Below are 23,902 nucleotides of genomic sequence, written 5' to 3'. Positions count from 1 at the left end.
CCTGCGTTTCGCTTTAGTCAAAAAGCTTCTTGGCTACATCACGGAAATGAGTGGCGAAATGGATCGTCATGCCCTGTTTAAGATAATCGGGCAGTTCTTCGTAGTCGCCCTGGTTTGCGTCCGGCAAAATCAGTTCATGGATTCCCTGACGTCGCGCGGCAATCACTTTCTCGCGAATACCTCCGACTGGCAGCACATAGCCCGTTAGCGTTATCTCGCCGGTCATGGCCAAACCCGAGCGTGGCGCGCGATTGCGTGCTAAAGAGAGCAGGGCGCTGGCGATGGTTACACCCGCAGATGGGCCATCCTTTGGAGTGGCGCCCTCGGGTACGTGCAGGTGAACAAAGGCCTCATCAAAGAAGGTTTTATCTGCGTGATAAGTTTTCAGGTTGGCACACAGATAGCTATAGGCAATTTCTGCCGATTCCTTCATTACGTCGCCCAACTGGCCGGTCAACTTGAAGCCACGATTCAGCGTGTGGATGCGCGTTGCCTCTACCGGCAGGGTTGCGCCACCCATAGAGGTCCAGGCAAGGCCGGTAATGATACCGGTGCCCTTTAGGCGTTTCTCGGTCTTGAAGGACGCGCTACCCAGCATGGCTTGCAGATCTGTTGGCTTGATGCTGAGCTTCTGATCCGGGTTTTCCAGTAGTTGCATCACCGACTTGCGCACCAATTTGGCCAGTTGTTTATCCAGATTGCGTACACCGGCTTCGCGCGCGTAGTTTTCGATGACCTGGCGCAGAGCCTTGTCGGTAATACGCAGCTGGTTTTTGCGCAGACCTGCACGCTCCAATTGCCGTGGCCACAAGTGATGCTTGGCGATAGCCAGTTTTTCATCGGTGATATAACCGGACAGCCTAATCACATCCATACGGTCGAGCAGTGCTGCTGGGATGCTGTCCAGGGTATTGGCTGTACACACGAAAAGTACTTTGGATAGATCCATCCTCAGGTCGAGGTAGTGATCCAGAAACTGATTATTCTGCTCGGGGTCCAGGGTTTCCAGTAGCGCCGAGGCGGGGTCACCCTGATGGCTGCTGCCCAGCTTGTCGATCTCATCCAGCATTATTACCGGGTTCATCACGCCAACATCTTTTAGTGCTTGCACGAACTTGCCCGGCATGGCGCCGATATAGGTTCGTCGATGCCCCTTTATCTCGGCTTCATCACGCATGCCGCCGACGCTAAATCGATAAAAGGGGCGACCGAGGCTTTCTGCAATGGAATGACCAATACTGGTTTTACCCACGCCTGGTGGGCCTACAAGCAAGACGATTGAGCCGGAAACGCTGCCTTTGAAAGCACCGATAGCCAGGAACTCAAGAATGCGCTGTTTTACGTCCTCAAGTCCGTCGTGGTCGCGGTCCAGCACCTTTTTCGCGTGTTGAATGTCGAGCTTATCGGTATGGGTAACGCCCCACGGCATGGCCGTGGCCCAATCCAGGTAATTGCGGGTGACAGCATATTCGGGCGAGCCGGTTTCCAGAATGGATAACTTGTTCAGTTCTTCATCAATCTTTTTCTGGGCCGCTTCGGGTACCTGCTTATCGGTCAGGCGATCACGAAACTGCTCAATATCGGCAGTGCGATCATCTTTGGATAACCCCAGTTCTTTTTGAATGACCTTGAGTTGTTCCTTCAGGAAGAATGTACGCTGGTGCGCGCTGATGCTGCGGTTAACCTCGGCGCTGATTTCACCTTGGAGCCGAGCAACGTCGATTTCTTTCTTCAGTAGCACCAGTACCTTCTCCATGCGCCGCAGCACGGGAATAGTATTCAACACATCCTGCAGCTCACCGCTTTTTGCCGAGGTTAGCGCGGCGGCGAAGTCGGATAGCGGAGAGGGCTCATTCGGACTGAATCGATTCAGGTAATTCTTTAGCTCTTCGCTGTATAGCGGGTTGAGCGGCAGCAACTCCTTGATGGCGTTGATCAGCGCCATGGCGTAGGCGCGTACTTCGTCGCGCTCATCGCTTGCCGTAGTGGGGTATTCGACCTCAACCAAGTAGGGCGGCTTCTTACTCAGCCACTTGGTGATTTTGACGCGGCTGAGGCCCTGGGCGATGAATTGAATCTTGCCATCTTCACGCACGGCATGATGGATACGTACGGCACAGCCAGTCTCCGGCAGCATGTCAGCTGTCAGCTCACCACTGGCTGGTACCGGTTGGTCGATGTAAAACAACGAGAGTGCCTTGTGCTCGGTATTGGCGACCAGGTCGATGGTTTCTGCCCAGGGTTGCTCGTTGACGACCACAGGCATTACCTGTGCCGGAAAAAAGGGCCGGTTGTGGATGGGTAGCAGGTGTAGCCGAGGGGGCAAGCGTTGATTGGGCACTGCCAAATGGGTACCTGAGACTGCTTCGTTGTCACGCTCAATAAAGTCTGAGGTTTCTGGTTGCTGCTCTGTCATCGGGTCTACCTTGCGGCTGCAAAAGGGATGTTTTTTACCATGTTGTTTAAAAGGTGGAGCCGCCAAGCGCTAATTTCAATGGCGAGTAATTTTTTCGCGTTTGTGGCAACATCAGCACATGATCAAAACACGCATCCTCGATTTGCCTACGCAAGCGGCCACGCATGCGCATCCTGAGCACCAGTTGGTGGTCGGGTTGCAGGGGTGTGCGGACTTCGAGGTGATGGGGCAGGGTGGCGCTGTTAACCGTCTGCATGCCTGTCTGGTGCCAGGCGGGGAAGCGCATGCGTTTTCCGGTCGTGGGCATAATCATATGCTCATTATGGACTTGCCGGCTGAGGCGCAGGGGTTGTCGGGTTATGCCGATGAACGGCTTGAAGTGCTATTTGATCGGCCTCGATTCATCGAGCTGGATCATCACTTACAGGGCTTGCTGGACTTTGCGGATTACACCTTGAGTCAGTCACGCAGTGCAGCGGGCATGAACTGGCATCTTGGCGGTGTACTGCTGCATGCGCTGCACGACCGTCTTTCCGCGCCCGAGAAGGCGCGCTCGACGGGGCTGGATGCCGCTGAATTGCACTACATCGATATTTTTGTGCAAGAGCACCTTGATCAAGGTGTCAGCGTGGCCATGCTGGCGAGTCTGGTCTGCGTGAGTCCGAGTCATTTTCATTCGTTGTTCCGCGATGCAACGGGTAAAACCCCCCATCAATACGTGCTTGAGATTCGTTTGCGTGAGGCATCGAGATTGCTGCGTGAGACGGATCTTCCCGTAGCGCAGCTGGCCAGTCGTTGCGGTTTTTCCAGTCAGAGCGCACTCAACCACGCCATGCGTCGTCAGCTTGGCGTTACCCCGCGGCAGCTACGATTGGGTCGGCTGCACTAGGATTTAGCCCTAGCTTCCCTGTTTTTCACAAAAAAACCATAGATTCCAACAATATTTTTATCTTGGCTACTTCTACAGTCGATGGTTGGTCGATTCCGGGCGTTTTAACGTCTGCTTTTTACCGTTTGGTTTCAATAACAACGGATGATTCGTTCTATTGCCGACCATGGTCTAGGGTTAGTAGAAAGGCGAACTCATTCAGCTGTTGTTGTCGTGGCTGACGACGACAGGCGATTCCAGGAGCATGCCAGGATGTTTAAAGCGAGCACGGTTTTACAGGGTGATTTTTTGGGCAGCAATCCAGATGATTTCCTGTATGAAGTAAGCGAAAACTACTCGGTTGACGAGTCAGCCTATCTGCAGGAGTTGCTGGAACTTGCGCGCGCGCGTGACCTTGATGCGTTGTCGCAACAGGCGCGTCAGCTGATTCTGGACGTGCGCAAGCGCGATAACGCAGTAGACAGTATCGATGCTCTGCTACAGCAGTACAGCCTGGATACCCAGGAAGGCATTATGCTGATGTGTCTGGCTGAAGCCCTGTTGCGTGTACCTGACGGCGATACGGCCGACGCCTTGATTCGCGACAAGCTGAATGCCGCCCAGTGGGATAAGCATGTTGGCCAGAGTGAGCACACATTGGTCAATGCTGCTGCCTGGGGTTTGGTCATGACCGGTAAGGTGGTGAACCTCGACAAGCGCCAGGATGGCACACCGGGCACCGTGCTCGGCCGCTTGGTCAAGAGCAGTGGTGAGCCCGTTATTCGCGCCGCCATGATGCAGGCCATGAAGATCATGGGGCGCCAGTTTGTACTGGGTCGCACCATCAAGGAAGCACTGAAAAACGGCAAGCCGCAGCGTGACAATGGCTATACCTATTCCTTCGATATGCTGGGCGAAGCGGCGTTGACCCATGCTGACGCCGAGAAATATCTCAAAGACTACAGTGATGCTATCGCTGCCCTGGTCGACGATAAGTACAAGGGCAAGAGCCCCAAGCCGACCATCTCTATCAAGCTGTCAGCCCTGCACCCGCATTATGAAACGGCGCGCGAAGAGCAGGTATTGGCTGAACTGAGCGAAACCGTTCTGAAGCTGATCCGCCAGGCGCGTTTGGGCGATGTCGGTATCACTATTGATGCCGAAGAAGCTGATCGTCTGGAGCTATCGCTCAAGCTGTTCAAAAAAATCTATCAGCACCCGGATGTCAAAGGTTGGGGTAACTTTGGTCTGGTAGTGCAGGCCTACTCCAAGCGTGCATTGCCCGTATTGTGCTGGTTGACCTTGCTAGCGAAGCAGCAGGGTGACCTGATTCCGGTGCGTTTGGTGAAAGGCGCTTATTGGGATTCCGAAATCAAGTGGTGCCAGCAAGCGGGTATCGAAGGCTATCCGGTGTTTACCCGCAAGGAAGCGACCGACGTTTCTTATCTTGCCTGTGCTCGCTACCTGCTTAGTCCGCTAACCCGTGAGCTCATCTATCCCCAATTTGCTACTCACAATGCGCATACAGTGACGTGCATTCTGTCGATGGGCGATGGCGAATCCTTCGAGTTCCAGCGCTTGCACGGCATGGGCGATGCGCTCTATGACACCGTGATTGAAAAGGCTGGTTGCCCGGTGCGTATTTACGCCCCCGTTGGCGCCCATAAAGACCTGTTGCCCTACCTCGTGCGACGCCTGCTGGAGAATGGTGCTAACTCCTCTTTCGTGCACAAACTGGTCGATTCGCGTGTTCCGGTCGAAGGCTTGATCGAGCACCCGGTAACCAGCCTGCAGCGACACGCCAACTTTGCTAATCCGCGTATTCCTCTGCCGCCAGCCATTTATGGCGCGGAGCGACGCAATTCCCGTGGGATCAATATGAATATTCTCAACGAATGGGCCCCCTTGGAGGCAGAACTAAACAAGTGGTGGGATAAACAGTGGAGTGCGGCTCCGCTGGTTGGTGGTAAGCGCCTCAGCGGTGATGCGCGCAAGGTCATGTGCCCTTATCAGTTGTCACGTCAGGTTGGTGAAGTGGTCTGGGCCAGTGCAGACCAAACACGTGATGCGATTGATCAACTCAGCGCAGCCTTTGTTGGCTGGAACGCGACCCCTGTTGATCAGCGTGCAGCCGTGCTTGAACGCACAGCCGACAAGCTTGAAGAGCACATGCCCGAATTGATGGCGCTGTGTACGCTTGAAGCCGGCAAGAGCCTGCAGGATGGCATTGATGAGGTGCGTGAGGCGGTCGACTTCTGCCGCTACTACGCGCTGCAGGCGCGCGAGCGTTTTGCAACTATCACGCTGCCAGGACCAACAGGGGAGAGCAACGAAATTTACCTGCAGGGTCGCGGTGTTTTCGCCTGTATCAGCCCTTGGAACTTTCCGCTGGCTATCTTCCTTGGCCAGGTTTCCGCTGCGCTGGTTTGCGGTAATACCGTGGTTGCCAAGCCTGCAGAGCAGACCAGTCTGGTCGCTATGCGCTGTGTTGAACTCATGCACGAAGCTGGCTTGCCTAAAGAGGTCTTGGCCTTGTTACCCGGTGATGGCGCACAAGTGGGTAGCGTTGTTACCTCTGATACGCGAATTTCCGGTGTGGCGTTCACTGGCTCTACGCAAACCGCACATATTATTAACCGCGCACTCGCCGCACGTGATGGTGCCATCGCGCCTATGGTTGCCGAGACCGGTGGCCAGAACGCAATGATCGTGGACTCTACGGCGCTGCCCGAGCAGGTTATCAAGGATGTAGTACATTCGGCCTTCCAGAGCGCAGGTCAACGCTGTTCTGCCTTGCGTGTGCTGTTTATTCAGGAAGATATTTCCGAGCGCGTAATCGAGCTGCTCAAAGGCGCCATGGCCGAGTTGAATATCGGTAATCCGGGTTACCGTTCAACGGACGTCGGTCCGGTGATTGACGCCGAAGCGCGCACGGGTCTGCAGCAGCACATCGAGAAAATGAAAGCGGCTGGCCGCCTGATTGCCGAAACACCCTTGCCGGCCGATCTTGATGGTTACTTTGTTGCGCCGGTTGCCTTCCGACTGGATAGCATCAGTGAACTTGAGAAAGAGCAGTTTGGGCCTGTGCTGCACGTGGTTACCTGGCGTAACAAGGACCTGGACAAGATCATTGATGACATCAATGCCACCGGGTTTGGTTTGACCATGGGTATTCACAGTCGCAATGAAGATACGGCTGAACATATCGACTCACGGGTAAGAATTGGTAATGTATACGTCAACCGCAATCAGATTGGCGCCGTTGTCGGTGTTCAACCCTTTGGCGGTCAAGGTCTGTCGGGGACTGGTCCCAAGGCCGGTGGCCCACATTATCTGCTGCGTTTCGTGACTGAGCGCACGCGAACGATCAACACGACGGCGGTTGGTGGTAATGCCAGTTTGCTGTCGCTGGGGGATGGCGAGCCGTAAGGCTCGCTGGTAAGTGCTATAGCAACAGGGAAGCCTATTCAGCAAGGATAGTTAAAGCTGGGATACTTCAGCAAACAAGAGAGAGAAGAATAATGGACGGTAACACCGCAATTGTGACGGCCACGTTCGTGGTCTATATCGGGGTCATGCTCGCCCTCGGTTACATAGCCTACAAGCGCACCACCAATCTATCCGATTACATTCTGGGCGGCCGATCATTGGGGCCGGGAACAGCAGCTCTATCAGCTGGCGCCTCAGATATGAGTGGTTGGTTATTGTTGGGCTTGCCCGGCTACGCCTTGACTGCAGGCTACGAAGCCATCTGGATTGCTGCGGGCCTGCTGGCTGGTACCTGGCTTAACTGGCTGATAGTCGCACGCCGTTTGCGAGTCTACTCGCACACTGCCAGTGACTCCTTGACGCTACCGGCTTACTTTGAAAATCGTTTTGAAGATAAAAGCCGCCTGCTGCGCGTTATCTCAGCGATCTTTATTCTGTTGTTCTTCCTGTTTTATACCAGTTCTGGTCTGGTGGCTGCAGGCAAGCTGTTCGAAAGCACCTTTGGTTTTGACTACAGCATCGCAGTTATTGTCGGTACGCTGGCAATCATTTCCTACACCTTCTTTGGCGGCTTCCTTGCTGTCTCCTGGACCGACGTTATTCAAGGCTTGCTGATGGCAGCTGCGTTGGTGCTGGTGCCTATCATGGCGCTGAACACCCTGGGTGGTTGGGACGCCGTGCACGGTGCGATGGAGGCCCGCAACCCTGAGTTGCTGGATATCTGGACTGGTGTTGACGGCTCACCTCTGGGCTTTGTGGCGATCATCTCTCTGCTGGGTTGGGGGCTTGGTTACTTTGGTCAGCCACACGTTCTGGCACGCTTCAAGGCGATTGAAAGTGATGCTGCGATGCCGACTGCACGTCGTATTGCGGTGATCTGGTCAGGCGTGTGCCTGGTAGCCGCGTTGCTGATTGGCTGGATTGGCATCGGTTACTTCGGTGAAGCTGGTTTGGCTGATGCTGAAACGGTCTTCCTGGCACTGGTTCAGGCGCTGATGCATCCTCTGGTTGCTGGTATCCTGTTGGCCGCCGTACTTGCCGCTATCATGTCGACTGCTGACTCCCAGCTGTTGGTATCGTCTTCGGCTCTGGCTGAGGACTTTTACAAGGCACTGTTCCGTCGTGACGCGACTCAACAGGAGCTGGTATGGGTTGGTCGCTTCGCAGTAATTGGTATCGCTGCACTGGCACTGATGTTTGCATTCAACCCGGAAAGCACCGTGCTGGGCCTGGTATCTTACGCTTGGGCAGGTTTTGGCGCAGCCTTCGGTCCAGCCATGATTCTGTCCTTGTTCTGGCGTCGTATGAACCGCAATGGCGCGTTGGCCGGCATCATAGTTGGTGGCGTTACCGTTGTGGTCTGGAAGCAATTGGGTATCTGGGGGCTGTACGAAATCATCCCAGGCTTTATCCTTGCAACGATCGCCATCATTGTTGTTTCGCTGATGACGGCTCCACCGTCTAAGAGCATCGAAGCACAGTTTGATGAAGTAAACGCACGCTTCTAAGGCGCGCTAGTTGTAAAAAAACCGAACCCAGCAGTGGGTTCGGTTTTTTTATGTCCGGCTAATCTACTCGCTAGATTAGGTAATTACCGTCAGCAGAAAGCAGTACTCTTCGGCAACTTCGCGCATCGCCTGGTAGCGTCCGCTGGCACCACCATGGCCGGCGGTCATCTGGGTGCGCAGCAGCAGGGGTTGGTCGTTGGTGCGCAGGTGACGTAACTTGGCAACCCACTTTGCTGCTTCCCAGTACTGTACCCTGACGTCATGAAATCCTGCGGTAACCCATAGGGCAGGGTAGTCTTGAGTCGTGACGTTTTCATAAGGTGCATAGCCTTTAATCCGCGCTGCAACTTCGGGCTCGCGTGCGTCCCCCCACTCTTCGTACTCGCCGACTGTGAGTGGCAGGTCAGGGTTGTTCATGGTGTTCCAGACATCGACAAAGGGGACGTCTGCCACCGCCGCAGCAAACAACTCCGGCCGCTGATTAATGACAGTGCCAATCAATAGTCCGCCAGCACTGCCACCCGCTATGACCAGGTGTTGGGGGCTGGTTTTGTTGGTGCTGATCAGGTGTTCGGCGCAGGCGATAAAGTCGGAGAAGGTATTCTCTTTATGCTGCAGCTTGCCTTGTTGGTACCAGTGTTCTCCCATGTCAGCACCGCCACGTACGTGAGCGATGGCAAATACCCAGCCACGATGTAGCAATGACAGGCGAGCGTGAGAAAACCAGGGGTCCATGGAGGCGCCATAGGAGCCGTAACCATAAAGATATAGCGGGGCTTCACCTTGGGTGTCTTTGTGACAGATCAAGCTGATGGGGATGTGCGTGCCGTCCTTTGCCTTGGCCCATAAGCGCTCAATCAGATAATCGTCGGGATCGAAAATACCTTCGACGGGCGTTTGCTTGAGCACATGTTGTTCGCCGGTTGCCAGCGTCAGCGCGCGCACTTCGGCTGGGCGATTGAGCGACTCGTAACGCAGGCGAATTTGTGGGCTGCTATATTCTTCACCGCCCTGTACGCTCAAACTATAGACTGCGTCTGGCATCGCCAAGGTGTAGCTATCGCTGCCAGTTACGCGCACCTCTAGCTGGGTCAGCCCGAGATGGCGATATTGCAGTACCAGTGCAGTGCTCTGCAGGCTTATCTCTTCCAGTGTGCGCTGTGGGTCTGGTGGCGTCACCAGTTCCCAGTTTTCCAGACCGGGCTTGCCAGCATCGCAGCTATAGAGACAGAACATCTCGCCAAGTCGATTACTGCGAATCATGAAGCCATCGCTGCCGTGGTCCGCATCATACTCGTGGTCAGCCTCGCGACTGGCGAGGCAGCGCAACTGAGCTGTTGGCTTGTCTGCGGGAAGGTAATGTATTTCACTGGTGTTTTTACTATTGCTGCTGACGCAGATGTAGCGCTCTGAGCTACTCAGGTAAGCGCTGACATAGAAACGCTGATCCGGGTCATGGAACACCTGTGCCGGCTCAGAGCCTGGCTGTAAGCGCCATAGCGTCGACGGGCGTGACGTCTCATCCATGCTGACAGCAAAGAGTGTCTTGTTGTCCTGTGCCCAGCACAGGCTGCCGTCCGCGTCGTCCAGACTAAGTTCCTGTGTTTGCATGTCGTCCAGTGAGAGCAGAAACAATCGGTAGGTCTCATCGCCCTGTGTGTCCAGGCTGTAGGCTAGCCAGCGCTGGTCGGGGCTGATACTGAAGTCGCCAAGTTGCAGGAATTCTTCACCGCTGGCGAGGCTGTTCAGATCCAGAATTAGTTGCTCGCTGGGTTTGTGTATCTCCAAGCTATCGGCAACGGATCTTTCGCAGCGGTAAAAGCGAGGGTATTCGGCGCCTGCTTCTGTGCGTTGGTAGTAGAGCCAGTTACCTTTTGGGCTCGGTAAGCCCAGATCGGTTTCACGAATACGGCCACGAATCTCCTCGAATAAAGACTGTTCGAGCGCTTTATGTGGCTCTAGCCAAGCGTCGGTATACGCATTCTCTGCGTTCAGGTAGGTGGTTACCTCGGGAGCTTCTCGTTGCTCTAACCAGACGTAAGGGTCCGCACCGTTCTGGCGGCGGGCTAGAGGCTGTTTGTTATCAGGACGCATGGAATAAAAACCGTTATGATGGGCCGCGTAATTTAGCCGAGTGGAAAACTGTCGATGTTCAATGAATCAGAATACCAAACCGTGTGGCTGTTTTATCTGGCAGCAGCAGCAGGCTGCTGGCTGGTTTGGTGGAAGCTGACTGGATTGATCAAGTGGTGGTTTATTCGTGAACCATTGTGGGTAGCAATGGCCGTTTTGCTGTTTACGCCAACTCAAGTGGCGGCGAGCTCAGCATGGCAGGCGCCCGCGTTTTTGATCTACCTGCTGGATACCATCCTATCAACTGGAGATAACCAGGCGCGTATGCTGAGCGAGATAGCCTTGGTAATGGGTGGGGCGCTGTTTGCCTACCTTTTGTTTGCCGGTCTTCGAGCGCTGTATCACCATCTGCGGAGCCGGGGTGAGCCGGCCGTTAGTGAGCAGTGAAGCAAACTGAGTGTCGAGCGGCGATTATTCGCCGCTACGCTGCTCGTTCATAATGCGTGCAAGACGCATTATCTGTTCCTGGAACTCGGTACGTTGCGCGTCCGTCATTGGGCACATGCCCAGCTGTTCAAACAGCCGGTAACCGCGAACCGAGAAAAACAGAATGCTGGCTTGGGCCAGGCCCAGCGGCGACTTGGCCAGGATGTCGAACAAACCCTGTACGTTGTCAGCACTGGTTTGCAGCAATGCCGGATCACTGGCTGCTGCTGCAAAAATCGCTGAGTCGAGGTTCTTTTCCTCGCTGGACTCACTCATGTTGCTGAGCAGCAAGGCCTTAAGCTCGCGCATTGGTTCGTCAGGCAGCACACTTTCGTAAGCGCCCCAGCGCACCCTGAAGCGTTCCAGACGATACTCAATCATCGCGGTCAGTAGGGCTTCCCGGTCAGGGAATAGAGACCTGATATCGGGCTCGGCGATTTCAGTGCGTGCGCTAAGTGTTTCAAATGTCAGTTGTGATGCGCCAAGCTCGCTAACGATAGCCTCGGCGGCACGAAAGATGATGACCTTAACTGCTTCCGGGTTTTGACTACGACCCAAATTGTCCACTGAAAAACCCCCTTTTGATAGTGGTCGACGCTGCCGGCGGGAAGTGTATTGCTGGCTGCGGTAAACGAGGCGTGATGCTAATGGGGATGCTGTTAACCCGTCGCCTGAATAAGCGATGGTGCAGGTACCGAAGCCTCTACTGTATGCGCCATAGGGTACGATGTAAGAGCTTGTGAGGCGAGCAATTTTTCTGCGCGTGGGCAGGGCAGGGACTAAATTATGGGCAACAAAAAACCCGGCCTAAGCCGGGTTTTTTGGTTCAGAGGTTGGGATTAACCAACGATCTGAATGTTTGCAGCCTGCTTGCCCTTAGGACCAGTAGTGATGTCGAAAGACACCTTCTGGTTCTCGGCCAGTGACTTGAAGCCCTGTACCTTGATTTCGGAGAAGTGGGCGAACAGATCATCACCACCGCCATCTGGAGTGATGAAGCCAAAACCTTTAGTGTCGTTGAACCACTTAACTGTACCAGTTGCCATTTCGGATAATTCCTATCAAATTGAAATACTTGAGCTTGCACTCAATTAAAGCGTGGGAATCAAAGATTGCGAGAATGACAAACTTACGTACTGAAAAGTGCGCTTGCAGCCTACAACTCTATCTCTTGAAAACCTACGCGCTCACTCTGCGCCTTTCAGTAGTACAAGTCAAGAGGTCTTCACTTATCACTGTCGGGCTCGAATAAACGAAATTCAGTATACGACAGTTTTCAGAAATAACACGCCTTTCGTCGGTTTTTTTACAATATAAAGAGCGCTACCTATTTATACCGCAGGCTGATGCCGGCGGTACGGGTACACGTCAATAACCTGGCCATCCTTGATCTGCTGCTGCAGGCCCTGCCAGTAGCTGGCGTCAAACAGGTCGCCATGCATTTTGCAGAACTGTCGTCGGTGCTTTATGTCGGCAAACAGAAAAACCGGGAACTCCTCTGGAAAGACGTCGTTAGGGGATACCGAGTACCAGGGCTCTGAGGCCATCTCTTGCTCTGGGTAAAGGGCTTCCGGAATGACGCGAAAATTGATCTCGGTGAGATAGCTGATTTCATCATAGTCATAGAACACCACTCGGCCGTGGCGGGTTACACCAAAGTTTTTCAGCAGCATGTCACCTGGGAAGATATTGGCCGCTGCCAGTTCCTTGATGGACTTGCCGTAGTCGTAGAGTGCTTCTTCGGTTTTGGTTTCGCTGGCCGTTTCCAGGTAGATATTGAGTGGCGTCATGCGCCTTTCGGTCCAGCTGTGGCGGATCAGGATGACATCACCTTCTTCAATCACAGTTGAAGGTGCTACCTCCAAAAGCTCTTGCAGACACTCAGGATCAAAGCGATCACGGGGAAAACGGAAATCGGCGAATTCCTGGGTGTCGGCCATACGACCCACGCGGTCGTGACGCTTCACCAGTCGATACTTCTCAATGACGGTGGCGCGGCTGATGTTCTTGGAAGGTGCGAATTTGTCCTTGATGATCTTGAATACGGTATTGAAGCCGGGCAGGGTGAATACGCTCATCACCATGCCGCGTACACCAGGCGCCATGATGAAGCGGTCTTCCGAATTGGCCAGGTGCGAAATCAACGCGCGGTAAAATTCAGACTTGCCCTGTTTATAAAAACCGATGGCGGTATAAAGCTCTGCGATGTGCTTTCCAGGGAGTAATCGCTTTAGGAAGGCAACCATTTCGCTGGGTACCGCCGCCTCGACCATAAAGTAGGAGCGGGTAAAGGAAAAAATGATCGAAACTTCCGACTCATCAGTGATCAGGGTATCAACGCTGATGCCCTTACCCTCGCGGTGCAGTAGAGGCAGAACGAAAGGCCACTGCTCCTGTTGGCTGATCAATCGTCCGACCAGGTAGGCGCCTTTATTGCGATAGAACACGTTTTGTACCAGTTCGATGGTTAGTCCGTGATCCATCTGTGCCCAGTCGGGCAGGCCTTGCTGCAGTTCAGCGACAATCATGTTGGTGTCGCGGTCAATATCTTCCCAGGGCGTAGTAAAGCTGAACTCTTGCAGAACCTGGCGAGCCAGGTTCTGCAGTGAGCCATCGGATATGAAGCCACGGGTTAAAGGATTGCGCGACGGCGGCCGACTGGCTGGTCGAGTGCTATGCACGAACATGGTTTCATCGCTAATCTGGTCATGCCGATGCAGACAATAAAAGATGGAATTAAACCAGGTTTCTGCCAACTCACCGTCAAAACGCTCCTCAATGGCGTCTATGTAGGCCAGGCGAATAGCGGGCCAGTTGGCAGCGTCAGTTACTGAGGAACCTGCCTCGGAGGCTGCAAGCTCCTTTGCAGTACGATGTACCTGGTCTTCATAGGCGTTGATACGCTGGGTTGACGCTTCCTGAATATCGTTCCAGCGCGCCTGTTCGAAGCGCTCACGGGCACCGGCAGTCAATTCACGGAACTCGGCACGGTATAAATCGAAGCCTGCCAGTATCTGTTGCGCAATGAGATCGGGAGAGTAGGGCATTAAAGATAGCCTGTTGCGGAGAGTCATCCCAGCAGCATAGCTAGTCGAGGCGCTGTGCGGAAGCGTCAGCGAGATAGAAACTGCCGCACACATCCGTGGCGGCAGCGATCATTGCTTACTGAACGTTTTCCTGTTCGCTGAACATATCGGCAAACAGCATGGTCGAGAGGTAGCGTTCACCCGAGTCAGGCAGAATGACCACAATAGTCTTGCCCTGCATTTCTGGTTCTTCAGCAATGCGCACGGCTGCGGCCATTGCAGCGCCGCAGGAAATCCCGCACAGAATGCCCTCTTCGCGCATCAGGCGCAGGGCCATTTCTTTTGACGCGTCATCACTGACCTGCTCGACGCGATCAACCTGGCTCAGGTCCAGGTTGCCCGGTACAAAGCCAGCGCCAATGCCCTGGATCTTATGCGGACTGGGTTTTACCTCTTCGCCAGCAAGGGTCTGGCTGATGACGGGTGAGCTGACAGGCTCAACAGCGACGGAAATGATCTGCTTGCCACAGGTCTGTTTGATATAGCGGGAAACACCCGTGATGGTGCCGCCCGTTCCAACACCGGATACCAGCACATCAATGCTGCCTTCGGTGTCGTTCCAGATTTCCGGGCCTGTCGTTTTTTCATGGATACTCGGATTGGCCGGGTTCTCGAACTGCTGCAATAAAATGAAGTCCTCGGGATGCTGTTGCGCCAGTTCAGTGGCCTTTTCAATAGCTCCTTTCATACCCTTGGCCGGTTCAGTCAATACCAGTTCAGCGCCCAGTGCCTTCAGTACCTTGCGCCGCTCCAGGCTCATGGACGCAGGCATGGTTAGCATGAGTTTGTAGCCACGGGCGGCGGCGACAAAGGCCAGGCCGATGCCAGTATTACCTGAGGTCGGTTCGACTATGGTCATGCCCGGCTTTAAGCGGCCGGATGATTCGGCGTCCCAGATCATACTGGCGCCGATGCGGCACTTGACTGAATAGGCGGGGTTACGCCCTTCGATCTTGGCCAGGATATTCACGCCTTTCGGACCGAGTCGATTGATCCTCACCAGTGGCGTATTGCCGATGGCCTGTGAATTGTCTGCAAAAATACGGCTCATGCCTGAACTCCTGTGGGCAGTGGTGGTATGCGGTAGCATGGCTAACGACAGATAAGCCATTTAGCCTATGCCCGGGGGCAATATCCGTCAATTGAGATGAACTGTCGTTAGCCGATAAGGTCAATCTGCAATGAACCGAAAAACGCGTTACCTGCTGATTCCTATCGTGCTGTTGGCAATCTTGTTATTGCTCGTGCACTTTTTGCTGCCTGTTTATGTCAAGGACGTGCTTAACCAGAAGATGGCCAGTATGGGGGATTACCGTGGCCACGTTGACGACGTAGACATAGTGCTGTGGCGGGGTGCATACCGCATGCAAGGCCTCGAGATTATTAAGGTAAATGGCAATACTCAGGCGCCTTTCCTGCGGTTACCCGAAACCAACGTCAAGATTCGTCTGCGTCCGTTCTGGAGTGATGGTGTTCTGGTCGCCGAAATGGAACTCAATGAACCTCAGCTAAACTTTGTTGATGGTGATACCGATGAGCAGAAACAGGCCGGTAAAGGCGTGGACTGGCGTGAAAAAGTCCAGTCGATTCTGCCTGTGCTGCTTGACCGAGTCGATGTCAATAAAGGTATGGTCGCCTTCCGCAATTTTAACTCTGAGCCGCCGGTTAACCTGTATGTGAATGAGCTTGATCTGACGATTCTGAATTTGACCAATGCCAAGCAGCAAGAGGGCTCGCGCGACGCCAGCGCTGAGGGGAAGGGGTTGTTTCTCGGGCAGGCGCCAATTGAAGCCTCAGCCAAATTTGACCCGCTGGTGCGCATGCAGAATTTTGATTTTCGTTTGCGCATGACGGATCTGCAGTTGCCTCGTCTGAACGACTTTGCCTCTGCTTACGGCAACTTCGACTTTAAAGATGGTACGGGTGATCTGGTGGTTGAAGCCAAGGTGCGTGACAGTCAGCTCAGCGGCTACGTCAAACCACTGCTGCGCAACGTTGATGTGTTTGATATGAAGCAGGACCTTCAGAACGAGGACAAAAGCCTGTTTCGAGGTATCTGGGAAGCGGTTGTCGGCGGTAGCCAGCAAGTGCTGCAGAATCAAAAGTTGGATCAGTTTGCGACCCGTGTCGAGCTGTCCGGCAGTGTAGAGCAGGCTGACGTCAGCTCTTTTCAAGCCTTTTTGGGTATCCTCAGGAACGCCTTTGTCGAGGCCTTCAGTGCGCGCTTTGAGCAGGTTCAGGACGAGCGTTAAAGCGGTCTTGCTTATAGTGATGGCGCCATATCATTCAAATTTTGAATGCTCTACCTGCGTTTACAGCTGATTTGCCTGCGCGCTATAGTTTCAGATCACATTTCTCCTACGTATTGCCTGGTCTAACCGGGCTTCGGCCCAAGGAATATCCGATGAAGTTTGAAGGCACTCAGTCCTACGTCGCTACCGACGACCTGAAACTGGCAGTTAACGCTGCCATCACCCTGGAACGTCCGCTGCTGATCAAGGGTGAGCCTGGCACAGGCAAGACCATGCTCGCCGAGCAATTGGCAGAGTCTTTGGGCGCCAAACTGATTACCTGGCACATCAAGTCCACGACCAAAGCGCATCAGGGTTTGTACGAGTACGATGCGGTCAGCCGTTTGCGTGATTCTCAGCTGGGTGTCGACAAGGTGCATGACGTCGCCAACTACATCAAGAAGGGCAAGCTCTGGGAGGCCTTTGAGTCTGAAGAGCGCGCCATTCTGCTGATCGATGAAATCGACAAGGCCGATATCGAGTTCCCGAACGACTTGCTGCAAGAGCTCGACAAGATGGAGTTCTACGTCTACGAGACCAATCAGACGATCAAGGCTAAAAAACGTCCAATTATCATCATTACCTCCAACAACGAAAAAGAGCTGCCGGATGCGTTCCTGCGCCGTTGTTTCTTCCATTACATCGCATTCCCTGATCGCGACACGATGAAGAAGATCGTTGATGTGCATTTCCCCAAGATCGAGACGCATTTGTTGTCTGAGGCCATGGATATCTTCTTTGACGTGCGCAAGGTGCCCGGCCTGAAGAAGAAGCCCTCTACCTCTGAATTGGTTGATTGGCTTAAGTTGTTGATGGCCGATCAGATCCCCGAAGCGGTGTTGCGTGACCGCGATCCCACCAAGGCGATTCCTCCGCTTTACGGGGCGCTGGTCAAGAATGAGCAAGACGTGCAGCTACTTGAACGTCTGGCCTTCATGACCCGCCGTCAAAACCGCTAAGGAAACACCGAAGACCATAGTGCGCGAGATGGCAGCTAGTTATTGCTAACAAGGGTAAGGGCGGTGCAGAGGCTGTATTGCCCTGTCTGTTTTAACTCGCGTGCTGACTTTTACTGTGTTTCCCCGACTGGGAGGTGCCCATGTTACTGGGCCTGTTCAATGAAATGCGGGCAGCCAAGGTGCCGGTATCGGTACGCGAACTGCTCGATCTGATCAACGCGCTCAAGCACCACGTCGTTTTTGCCGACATGGACGAGTTTTACTATCTGGCGCGTACGGTCATGGTTAAGGACGAGCGTCATTTCGACAAGTTCGACCGTGCGTTCGGCGCCTACTTCAAGGGGCTGGAAAACCTTGATCAACTGATCGAGGCGATGATCCCGGATGACTGGCTGCGCAAAGAGTTCGAGCGCATGCTGAGTGACGAGGAAAAGGCCAAGATTGAGTCTCTCGGTGGTCTCGACAAGCTGATTGAGGAGTTCAAGAAACGTCTCGAAGAGCAGAAAGAGCGGCATGAAGGTGGTAACAAGTGGGTAGGAACCGGCGGCACCAGTCCGTTTGGCTCCGGTGGTTATAATCCCGAAGGCATTCGCGTTGGTGACGCCGGCAAGCGCCAGGGCAGGGCAGCCAAGGTGTGGGATCAGCGCGAGTACAAGAATCTGGACGACCAGGTTGAGCTGGGTACTCGCAATATCAAGGTTGCACTGCGACGGCTGCGCAAGTTTGCTCGCCAGGGCGCCGCAGACGAGCTGGATATTGACGGCACCATTGATCACACCGCCAAGGATGCGGGGCTGCTGAATATTCAGATGCGTCCGGAACGCCGCAATGCGGTCAAACTGCTTTTGTTGTTTGATATCGGCGGTTCTATGGATGCGCATATCAAGGTGTGCGAGGAGTTGTTTTCGGCCTGCAGAACCGAGTTCAAACACCTTGAATACTATTACTTCCACAACTGTGTTTACGAATCAGTTTGGAAGAACAATATGCGTCGCACCAGTGAGCGCACCTCGACCATTGATTTGCTGCACAAGTATGGTCCTGACTATAAAGTGATCTTCGTCGGTGATGCTGCCATGGCACCTTACGAAATCACCCAGCCTGGCGGCAGTGTTGAACACTGGAATGAGGAAGCCGGTCACGTATGGATTCAGCGCTTTAAAGAGAAGTACAAAAAGCTTATCTGGATCAATCCGTATCCCAAGGATGCCTGGGAGTACACAACCTCGACCCAGATCATGCGTGATCTGATCGAAGACAAAATGTACCCGCTGACCTTGCAGGGCTTAGAGGACGGGATGCGACATTTGAGTAAATAGCCAGCCGCTATTTACTCAAATGCTGGAAGCTTGAAGCTAAAAGTCTGAAGTGGCTGGAATTAATTTTGGCTATCACAGTTGACCCTAGGTCCCTGACCCCCAAGACTTTCCAGCTTCCAGCTTAAAAGCTGATAGGCGGAAGTGCCGGTTTAGGAATAGCTGTTTTTTCGGTTGGCGCCATGACGGTTGCCACACCGTCAACCACCTTTTTGCCGTCCTGGTTGAACACGCGGGTAGCGATTTTGACCCGGTTTTTCGGCAGCTTTTCGAGCACTTCCAGCTCGATGCTGATGGTGTCGTCCAGGCGTACCGGGCGCAGAAAGCTCATTTCCTGGCCGATATAGATAGTGCCCGGGCCAGGCAGCTCGCAGGCGATGGTTGCCGATATGAGCGCACCGGAAAACATACCGTGGGCGATACGGCCCTTGAAGGGGGTGTTGGCCGCAAAAGCCTCGTCCAGGTGCACCGGGTTTACATCGCCGGACACCTCGGCAAACAGGATCAGGTCGCGCTCTTTGACCAGGTGGTCAACACGAACGCTATCGCCCACATTGAGTTCGTCGTAGGTGCGGTTTTCAAGCATTTTCATCAGCAGGATTTCCTAGGCTGTCGAGTGAAAGAGTGGTCATTATCCAGCTCAGCATGTCGCTGGTAACCTGATCCCGGTTGATCTCGTTAAAGACCTCGTGACGGGCTTGCGGATAGAGCAGCAATTCTACCTTTTTGAGCTGTGCCTGCTGCAAGCGTTGTTGTAATTTGCGTAAGCCGTGGCCGGCGCTGACCGGATCTGCGTCGCCACCCATGATCAGTAGCGGCAAGGTGGGTCTTATGTGCTGCAACTGCTCTCTATTGGCAATTCGCAGCAGGGTTGAAAACAGCTCCTGCCAGTAGTCAGCGCTCAGAGTGAAGCCACACATGGGGTCATTGATATAGGCATCCACTTCGGCTAGATCGCGGCTAAGCCAGTCGAATTCGGTACGATTTGGGGTAAATGCCTTGTTGAATTGACCGAAACTGAGCTTGCCAAGTGTCTCAGCGGCAGCGCCATCCGCGCGCATCAAGCCCTCAATACGTGCCGCCAGGCGGCCAACCCGGCTGAGCCCGGGCGGATGAGCATTGCTTCCACTGAGGATGACTGCATCGATCAATGCCGAATGCTGCAGCAGAAAACCCTGTACCAGGTAAGAGCCCATGCTGTGCCCCAGTAGTATCAGCGGAGTGTCAGGGCAGAGTGAACGCACTGACTGGACCCAATGCAGTAGATCGGCTTCCAGTGCCGCCCAGCCCCCCACTAACTGGCCCAGCTGGCTGGCTGCATCAGGCCCGTGGCCACGCAAGTTGGGGGCGTAAACGGCAATGCCTTGGCGAGTAAGAGCCTTGGCCAGCCTGGCATAGCGCGCACCATGCTCTGCCATGCCGTGGCAAATGATCAGATTGGCGCGAATCCGGTCTGCAGGTTGCCATTGCGGCATCATGTTCAAATCGCGGGTGTTAACACTGCTTGAGCTGCTGGCGGAATCCATAGTGGATGGTGTCCTGATTTTTTATTCTGGGTCCTGACAGGTTAATCCAGTGCCTGCGTTCGGGGCGAGAGATGCGTGATATTCACAAACCAAATGAAACACATCCGCAGTTTGTATTTGGTGAGTCAGCTGTTAGTTTTGAGAATCTTTGCGCAATCGACTGACTCAGACAATCGAGTCAGGGCTTGTCGCTAGCCAGATCAGCTCATAACAAATGCACTAAGCGAAAGAGGATAAAAATAATGGACGCATCCTTCTGGGACGATAAACGGCCTAACGGTGTCCCAACCACGATTGATACCGCCCAGTACTCATCAATCATTGATGTCTTCCAGCAAGCCTGTGCCAAGCACGGTGACCGCCCGGCGTTCAGCAATATGGGCGTCACGCTCAGTTATGCTGACCTCGACCGCTATTCCGCTGCGTTTGCCGCCTATCTGCAGCAACATACCAACCTGCAGCCTGGCGACCGTATCGCAGTCCAGATGCCTAATGTGCTGCAGTTTCCTATCGCCGTTTATGGTGCGATGCGCGCGGGGTTGGTCGTGGTTAACACTAACCCTCTATACACAGCCCGCGAAATGCGCCACCAGTTCAAGGATTCGGGCGCGCGCGCGTTGATCTTCATGAATGTGTTTGGACACCTGGTGCAGGAAGTACTGCCCGACACCGAGATCGAATTTCTTTTTGAAGCACGTATTGGTGACATGCTGCCTGGTCTCAAGGGCATCATCACTAATGCGGCAGTTAAATACGTCAAAAAGATGGTGCCTGACTATCAACTACCCCAGGCAGTGTCCTTCAAGAAAGCGTTGAAACAGTGCCAGGGCCAGAGCCCCTCTGCAGTGACCAAAACGCTCGATGACGTTGCCGTGCTGCAATATACCGGCGGTACTACGGGTGTGGCCAAGGGCGCCATGCTGACGCACGGTAATCTGGTCGCGAATATGCAGCAGGTGTATGCCAACATGCAGCAAATTGGCAGCGACGGCAAAAAGATCAGCAACGACGCAGGTGAAGTTGTTATTGCTCCGTTGCCGCTTTACCACATCTTTGCCTTTACCGTTAATTGCATGTGCATGATGATCGCCGGGCACCACAACGTATTGATTACCAATCCGCGGGACATTCCCGGCTTTGTTGCTGAACTGAAAAAGTGGCCGTTCTCCTCAGTTGTTGGCTTGAATACGCTCTTTGTTGCCTTGATGGATCATCCGGAATTTGACCAGATCGACTTCTCGCACCTTAAAACCACAGGCTCCGGTGGCACGGCGCTGGTGAAGGCGACAGCGGAGCGCTGGGAGAAGAAAACCGGCTGCAAGATTGGTGAGGGTTATGGCTTGACCGAGTGTTCGCCCGTGGTGACCTCAAGCCCGGGTGATGGCCTGGCACGTATTGGCAGTGTAGGTCTTGCCGCCGTAGGTACAGCGCTCAAGGTAGTAGATGAGGAAGGTCGTGAGCTGGACATCGGCGAACGTGGTGAGCTTTGCGTGAAGGGGCCGCAGGTGATGAAAGGCTACTGGAACCGTCCTGAGGCAACCGAGGAAGTGCTGGATGCCGACGGCTGGTTCCATACGGGCGACGTGGCAATCATTGATGCTGACGGCTTTGTATCCATTGTTGACCGCATCAAGGATTTGATCATTGTATCGGGGTTCAACGTTTATCCGAATGAAATTGAAGACGTCGTAGCCGCCCATCCCAAAGTAGCCAATGCTGCAGCTGTGGGTGTGCCGGATGAAAAATCCGGTGAAGCCGTTAAGCTGTTTGTTGTCGCAAACTCAAAAGACCTGACCGTTGACGAGTTGAAGGACTACTGTCGGGCTAACTTTACAGGCTACAAGGTACCCAAGTACTTCGAGATCAGAGAGTCTCTGCCTATGTCCGCAGTGGGCAAAATTTTGCGCCGGGAGCTGCGCGACGAGAAGTAGAATTTCCCAGGCGTGTGACTGCTCAGTCAATCACACGAATCGCGCAACAGCGCGTAGTCCGCGTGTTAGAGCCGTTTTCGGGGGTGCTGGTCTGCCCCCGGAAAAGCTGATAGTCTTCGGAACGCCTCGATTGCAGATATAAGGATATTTTATAAATCTGCAGCGAAATGTGCTTATAAGCACCTTAAAACCATAAGACATCAGCGGCAAATTCATGCCGATTGCGTTCAGGAGCGGGCTTTTATGCTTGAGAATTTCTGGAAAGATAAATATCCAGCGGGCGTTTCCTCAGAAATCAATCCCGATCAGTACCCTAATATTCTGGCTGTTCTCAAAGAGTCCTGCGAACGCTTCGCCAATAAGCCTGCTTTTACCAATCTTGGCAAAACGCTCACCTACGGTGAGATTTACACCCTTTCTGGTCATTTCGCAGCCTATCTGCAGAAGCACAGCGGCCTGCAGCCTGGTGATCGTATTGCGGTACAGATGCCAAACGTACTGCAATATCCTGTCGTAGTCTTTGGTGCTATGCGCGCTGGCTATGTCGTGGTGAACACTAACCCGCTTTACACACCGCGGGAAATGGAGCATCAGTTTAACGACTCGGGTGCCAAAGCCTTGGTTTGCCTGGCCAATATGGCTCATTTGGCGGAAGAGGTAGTGCCTAAAACGGGCGTAAAGAAGGTCATCGTTACCGAAGTGGGCGATATGCTGCCGCCTTTGAAACGGTTCCTGGTAAACACCGTCGTCAAGCACGTCAAGAAGATGGTGCCTGCATACTCAATTCCCGGCATGGTCAAATTCAACGATGCCATGGCGAAAGGCCGCAGCCTCACGTTCACTGAGGCTACGCCTGCCGCCGAGGATCTGGCGGTGCTGCAATACACTGGCGGCACAACCGGCGTTGCCAAGGGTGCCATGCTGACCCACCGCAATCTGGTTGCCAACATGTTGCAGGCCAAGGCGCTGATGGGCGCCAACATGATTGATGGCGAAGAGGTGATTATTTGCCCCTTGCCGCTATATCACATCTACGCCTTTACCTTTCACTGCATGGCGATGATGCTCAGCGGTAACCACAATATTCTGATTACCAATCCCCGCGATATGGATGCCTTCGTCAAAGAGCTGGCGCAGCATCGCTTTACTGGTTTTGTGGGTCTCAATACCTTGTTTGCTGGCCTGTGTAATAACGCAGCGTTTCGGGCGCTGGATTTTACCGGCTTCAAAATCACACTTTCTGGCGGCATGGCGCTGCAGTTGGCTACCGCTGAGCGCTGGAAGGAAGTGACTGGCAGCCCGGTGTGCGAAGGTTTTGGCATGACGGAAACCAGCCCGGTTGCGACGGTCAATCCCATCAGCGACATCCGTTTGGGCACTATTGGTATCCCGGTCCCGTCTACGCTGTGCAAAGTGATTGATGATGACAACAACGAGCTGCCGCTTGGTGAGCGCGGTGAGTTGTGCGTGAAGGGGCCGCAGGTGATGAAGGGCTACTGGCAGCGTAAGGAAGCGACCGAAGAAATCCTCGATGCGGACGGCTGGCTCAAGACGGGCGATATTGCGATCATTCAGGAAGATGGTTACCTGCGCATTGTTGACCGCAAGAAAGACATGATTCTGGTCTCGGGTTTCAATGTGTATCCGAATGAGCTGGAAGACGTTATGGCAGCCATTCCAGGTGTTGCTCAGTGTGCCGCTATTGGCGTGCCGGATGAGAAGTCTGGCGAGGCCATCAAGGTGTTCCTGGTCAAGAGTGCGGGCACCAACCTGAGCGAAGCAGAGGTCAAGGAGCACATGCGCAGTAACCTGACCGCCTACAAAGTACCCAAGTTTGTCGAGTTTCGCGACAGCTTGCCGACCACCAACGTCGGCAAGATTCTACGCCGCGAACTACGCGACGAAGAGTTGAAGAAACTGGCAGGCTAAACGCCTGCAATAGTGGTCGTATTT

At 53.9% G+C, this 23,902-nt stretch carries 17 protein-coding genes; 9 read left to right on the top strand and 8 right to left on the bottom strand.

All coding sequences use genetic code 11. From position 1 onward, the window contains the following. Positions 1-13: 13 nt before the first annotated feature. On the bottom strand, positions 14-2,416 hold the full coding sequence (lon, locus tag EF096_RS14940) for an endopeptidase La (protein ID WP_123890600.1): 2,403 nt from the start codon (positions 2,414-2,416) through the stop codon (positions 14-16). Positions 2,417-2,534: 118 nt separating this feature from the next. Between lon and EF096_RS14935 the strand changes: the two genes are divergently transcribed. From EF096_RS14935 to putP, 3 genes are all read left to right on the top strand, one after another. After that, positions 2,535-3,305 (top strand): helix-turn-helix transcriptional regulator, encoded by a 771-nt coding sequence (locus EF096_RS14935; RefSeq protein WP_123890599.1) that lies wholly within the window; start codon positions 2,535-2,537, stop codon positions 3,303-3,305. Between the two features lie 252 nt (positions 3,306-3,557). Then, positions 3,558-6,713 carry a bifunctional proline dehydrogenase/L-glutamate gamma-semialdehyde dehydrogenase PutA gene (gene putA / locus EF096_RS14930; RefSeq protein ID WP_123890598.1) on the top strand — a complete coding sequence of 1,052 codons (3,156 nt, stop codon included), beginning with the start codon at positions 3,558-3,560 and terminating at the stop codon, positions 6,711-6,713. A 92-nt stretch (positions 6,714-6,805) separates the two neighbouring features. After that, on the top strand, positions 6,806-8,281 hold the full coding sequence (gene putP, locus EF096_RS14925; protein ID WP_123890597.1) for a sodium/proline symporter PutP: 1,476 nt from the start codon (positions 6,806-6,808) through the stop codon (positions 8,279-8,281). A gap of 75 nt (positions 8,282-8,356) precedes the next feature. Here the strand turns inward: putP and EF096_RS14920 are convergent, their stop codons facing one another. Next, on the bottom strand, positions 8,357-10,375 hold the full coding sequence (locus tag EF096_RS14920; RefSeq protein WP_123890596.1) for a S9 family peptidase: 2,019 nt from the start codon (positions 10,373-10,375) through the stop codon (positions 8,357-8,359). A 54-nt stretch (positions 10,376-10,429) separates the two neighbouring features. Between EF096_RS14920 and EF096_RS14915 the strand changes: the two genes are divergently transcribed. Beyond that, the gene (locus EF096_RS14915) at positions 10,430-10,801 is read left to right on the top strand and encodes an MFS transporter (protein ID WP_123890595.1); all 372 of its coding nucleotides are present in this window, start codon (positions 10,430-10,432) and stop codon (positions 10,799-10,801) included. A 24-nt stretch (positions 10,802-10,825) separates the two neighbouring features. On the opposite strand, the gene EF096_RS14910 is transcribed toward EF096_RS14915, so the two are convergent. From EF096_RS14910 to cysK, 4 genes are all read right to left on the bottom strand, one after another. Beyond that, positions 10,826-11,407 carry a TetR/AcrR family transcriptional regulator gene (locus EF096_RS14910; protein ID WP_123890594.1) on the bottom strand — a complete coding sequence of 194 codons (582 nt, stop codon included), beginning with the start codon at positions 11,405-11,407 and terminating at the stop codon, positions 10,826-10,828. Positions 11,408-11,679: 272 nt separating this feature from the next. Next, a complete protein-coding gene (locus EF096_RS14905) occupies positions 11,680-11,886 on the bottom strand; it encodes a cold-shock protein (RefSeq protein ID WP_123890593.1) in 207 nt (68 codons plus the stop codon). A 285-nt stretch (positions 11,887-12,171) separates the two neighbouring features. After that, positions 12,172-13,887: a bifunctional isocitrate dehydrogenase kinase/phosphatase gene (gene aceK / locus EF096_RS14900; protein ID WP_123890592.1), complete on the bottom strand. Its 1,716-nt coding sequence runs from the start codon at positions 13,885-13,887 to the stop codon at positions 12,172-12,174. A gap of 115 nt (positions 13,888-14,002) precedes the next feature. After that, positions 14,003-14,977, bottom strand: a complete 975-nt coding sequence (cysK, locus tag EF096_RS14895) for a cysteine synthase A (RefSeq protein WP_123890591.1) — start codon at positions 14,975-14,977, stop codon at positions 14,003-14,005. Positions 14,978-15,107: 130 nt separating this feature from the next. Between cysK and EF096_RS14890 the strand changes: the two genes are divergently transcribed. The 3 genes from EF096_RS14890 to EF096_RS14880 all read left to right on the top strand — a co-directional run bounded on the left by EF096_RS14890 (position 15,108) and on the right by EF096_RS14880 (position 18,495). Further along, on the top strand, positions 15,108-16,178 hold the full coding sequence (locus tag EF096_RS14890; RefSeq protein ID WP_123890590.1) for a DUF748 domain-containing protein: 1,071 nt from the start codon (positions 15,108-15,110) through the stop codon (positions 16,176-16,178). 152 nt (positions 16,179-16,330) lie between these two features. Further along, positions 16,331-17,176, top strand: a complete 846-nt coding sequence (locus EF096_RS14885; protein ID WP_123890589.1) for an AAA family ATPase — start codon at positions 16,331-16,333, stop codon at positions 17,174-17,176. A gap of 140 nt (positions 17,177-17,316) precedes the next feature. After that, entirely contained in the window at positions 17,317-18,495 is a 1,179-nt protein-coding gene (locus EF096_RS14880) for a vWA domain-containing protein (protein WP_123890588.1), read from the top strand. A 121-nt stretch (positions 18,496-18,616) separates the two neighbouring features. Here the strand turns inward: EF096_RS14880 and EF096_RS14875 are convergent, their stop codons facing one another. Further along, positions 18,617-19,084, bottom strand: a complete 468-nt coding sequence (locus EF096_RS14875) for a MaoC/PaaZ C-terminal domain-containing protein (protein WP_123890587.1) — start codon at positions 19,082-19,084, stop codon at positions 18,617-18,619. Next, positions 19,071-20,018: an alpha/beta fold hydrolase gene (locus EF096_RS14870; protein WP_123890586.1), complete on the bottom strand. Its 948-nt coding sequence runs from the start codon at positions 20,016-20,018 to the stop codon at positions 19,071-19,073. Before EF096_RS14870 ends, EF096_RS14875 begins: the two co-directional genes overlap by 14 nt. Positions 20,019-20,260: 242 nt before the next feature. Between EF096_RS14870 and EF096_RS14865 the strand changes: the two genes are divergently transcribed. Both EF096_RS14865 and fadD1 read left to right on the top strand, forming a co-directional pair. Further along, entirely contained in the window at positions 20,261-21,949 is a 1,689-nt protein-coding gene (locus EF096_RS14865; protein WP_123890585.1) for a long-chain-fatty-acid--CoA ligase, read from the top strand. A 243-nt stretch (positions 21,950-22,192) separates the two neighbouring features. After that, the gene (gene fadD1 / locus EF096_RS14860) at positions 22,193-23,878 is read left to right on the top strand and encodes a long-chain-fatty-acid--CoA ligase FadD1 (RefSeq protein WP_123890584.1); all 1,686 of its coding nucleotides are present in this window, start codon (positions 22,193-22,195) and stop codon (positions 23,876-23,878) included. Positions 23,879-23,902: the final 24 nt, after the last annotated feature.

Source organism: Pseudomonas neustonica, assembly GCF_003797945.1.
Taxonomy (GTDB): Bacteria; Pseudomonadota; Gammaproteobacteria; order Pseudomonadales; family Pseudomonadaceae; genus Halopseudomonas; species Halopseudomonas neustonica.
This window is presented reverse-complemented; position numbering and strand designations above follow the sequence as displayed.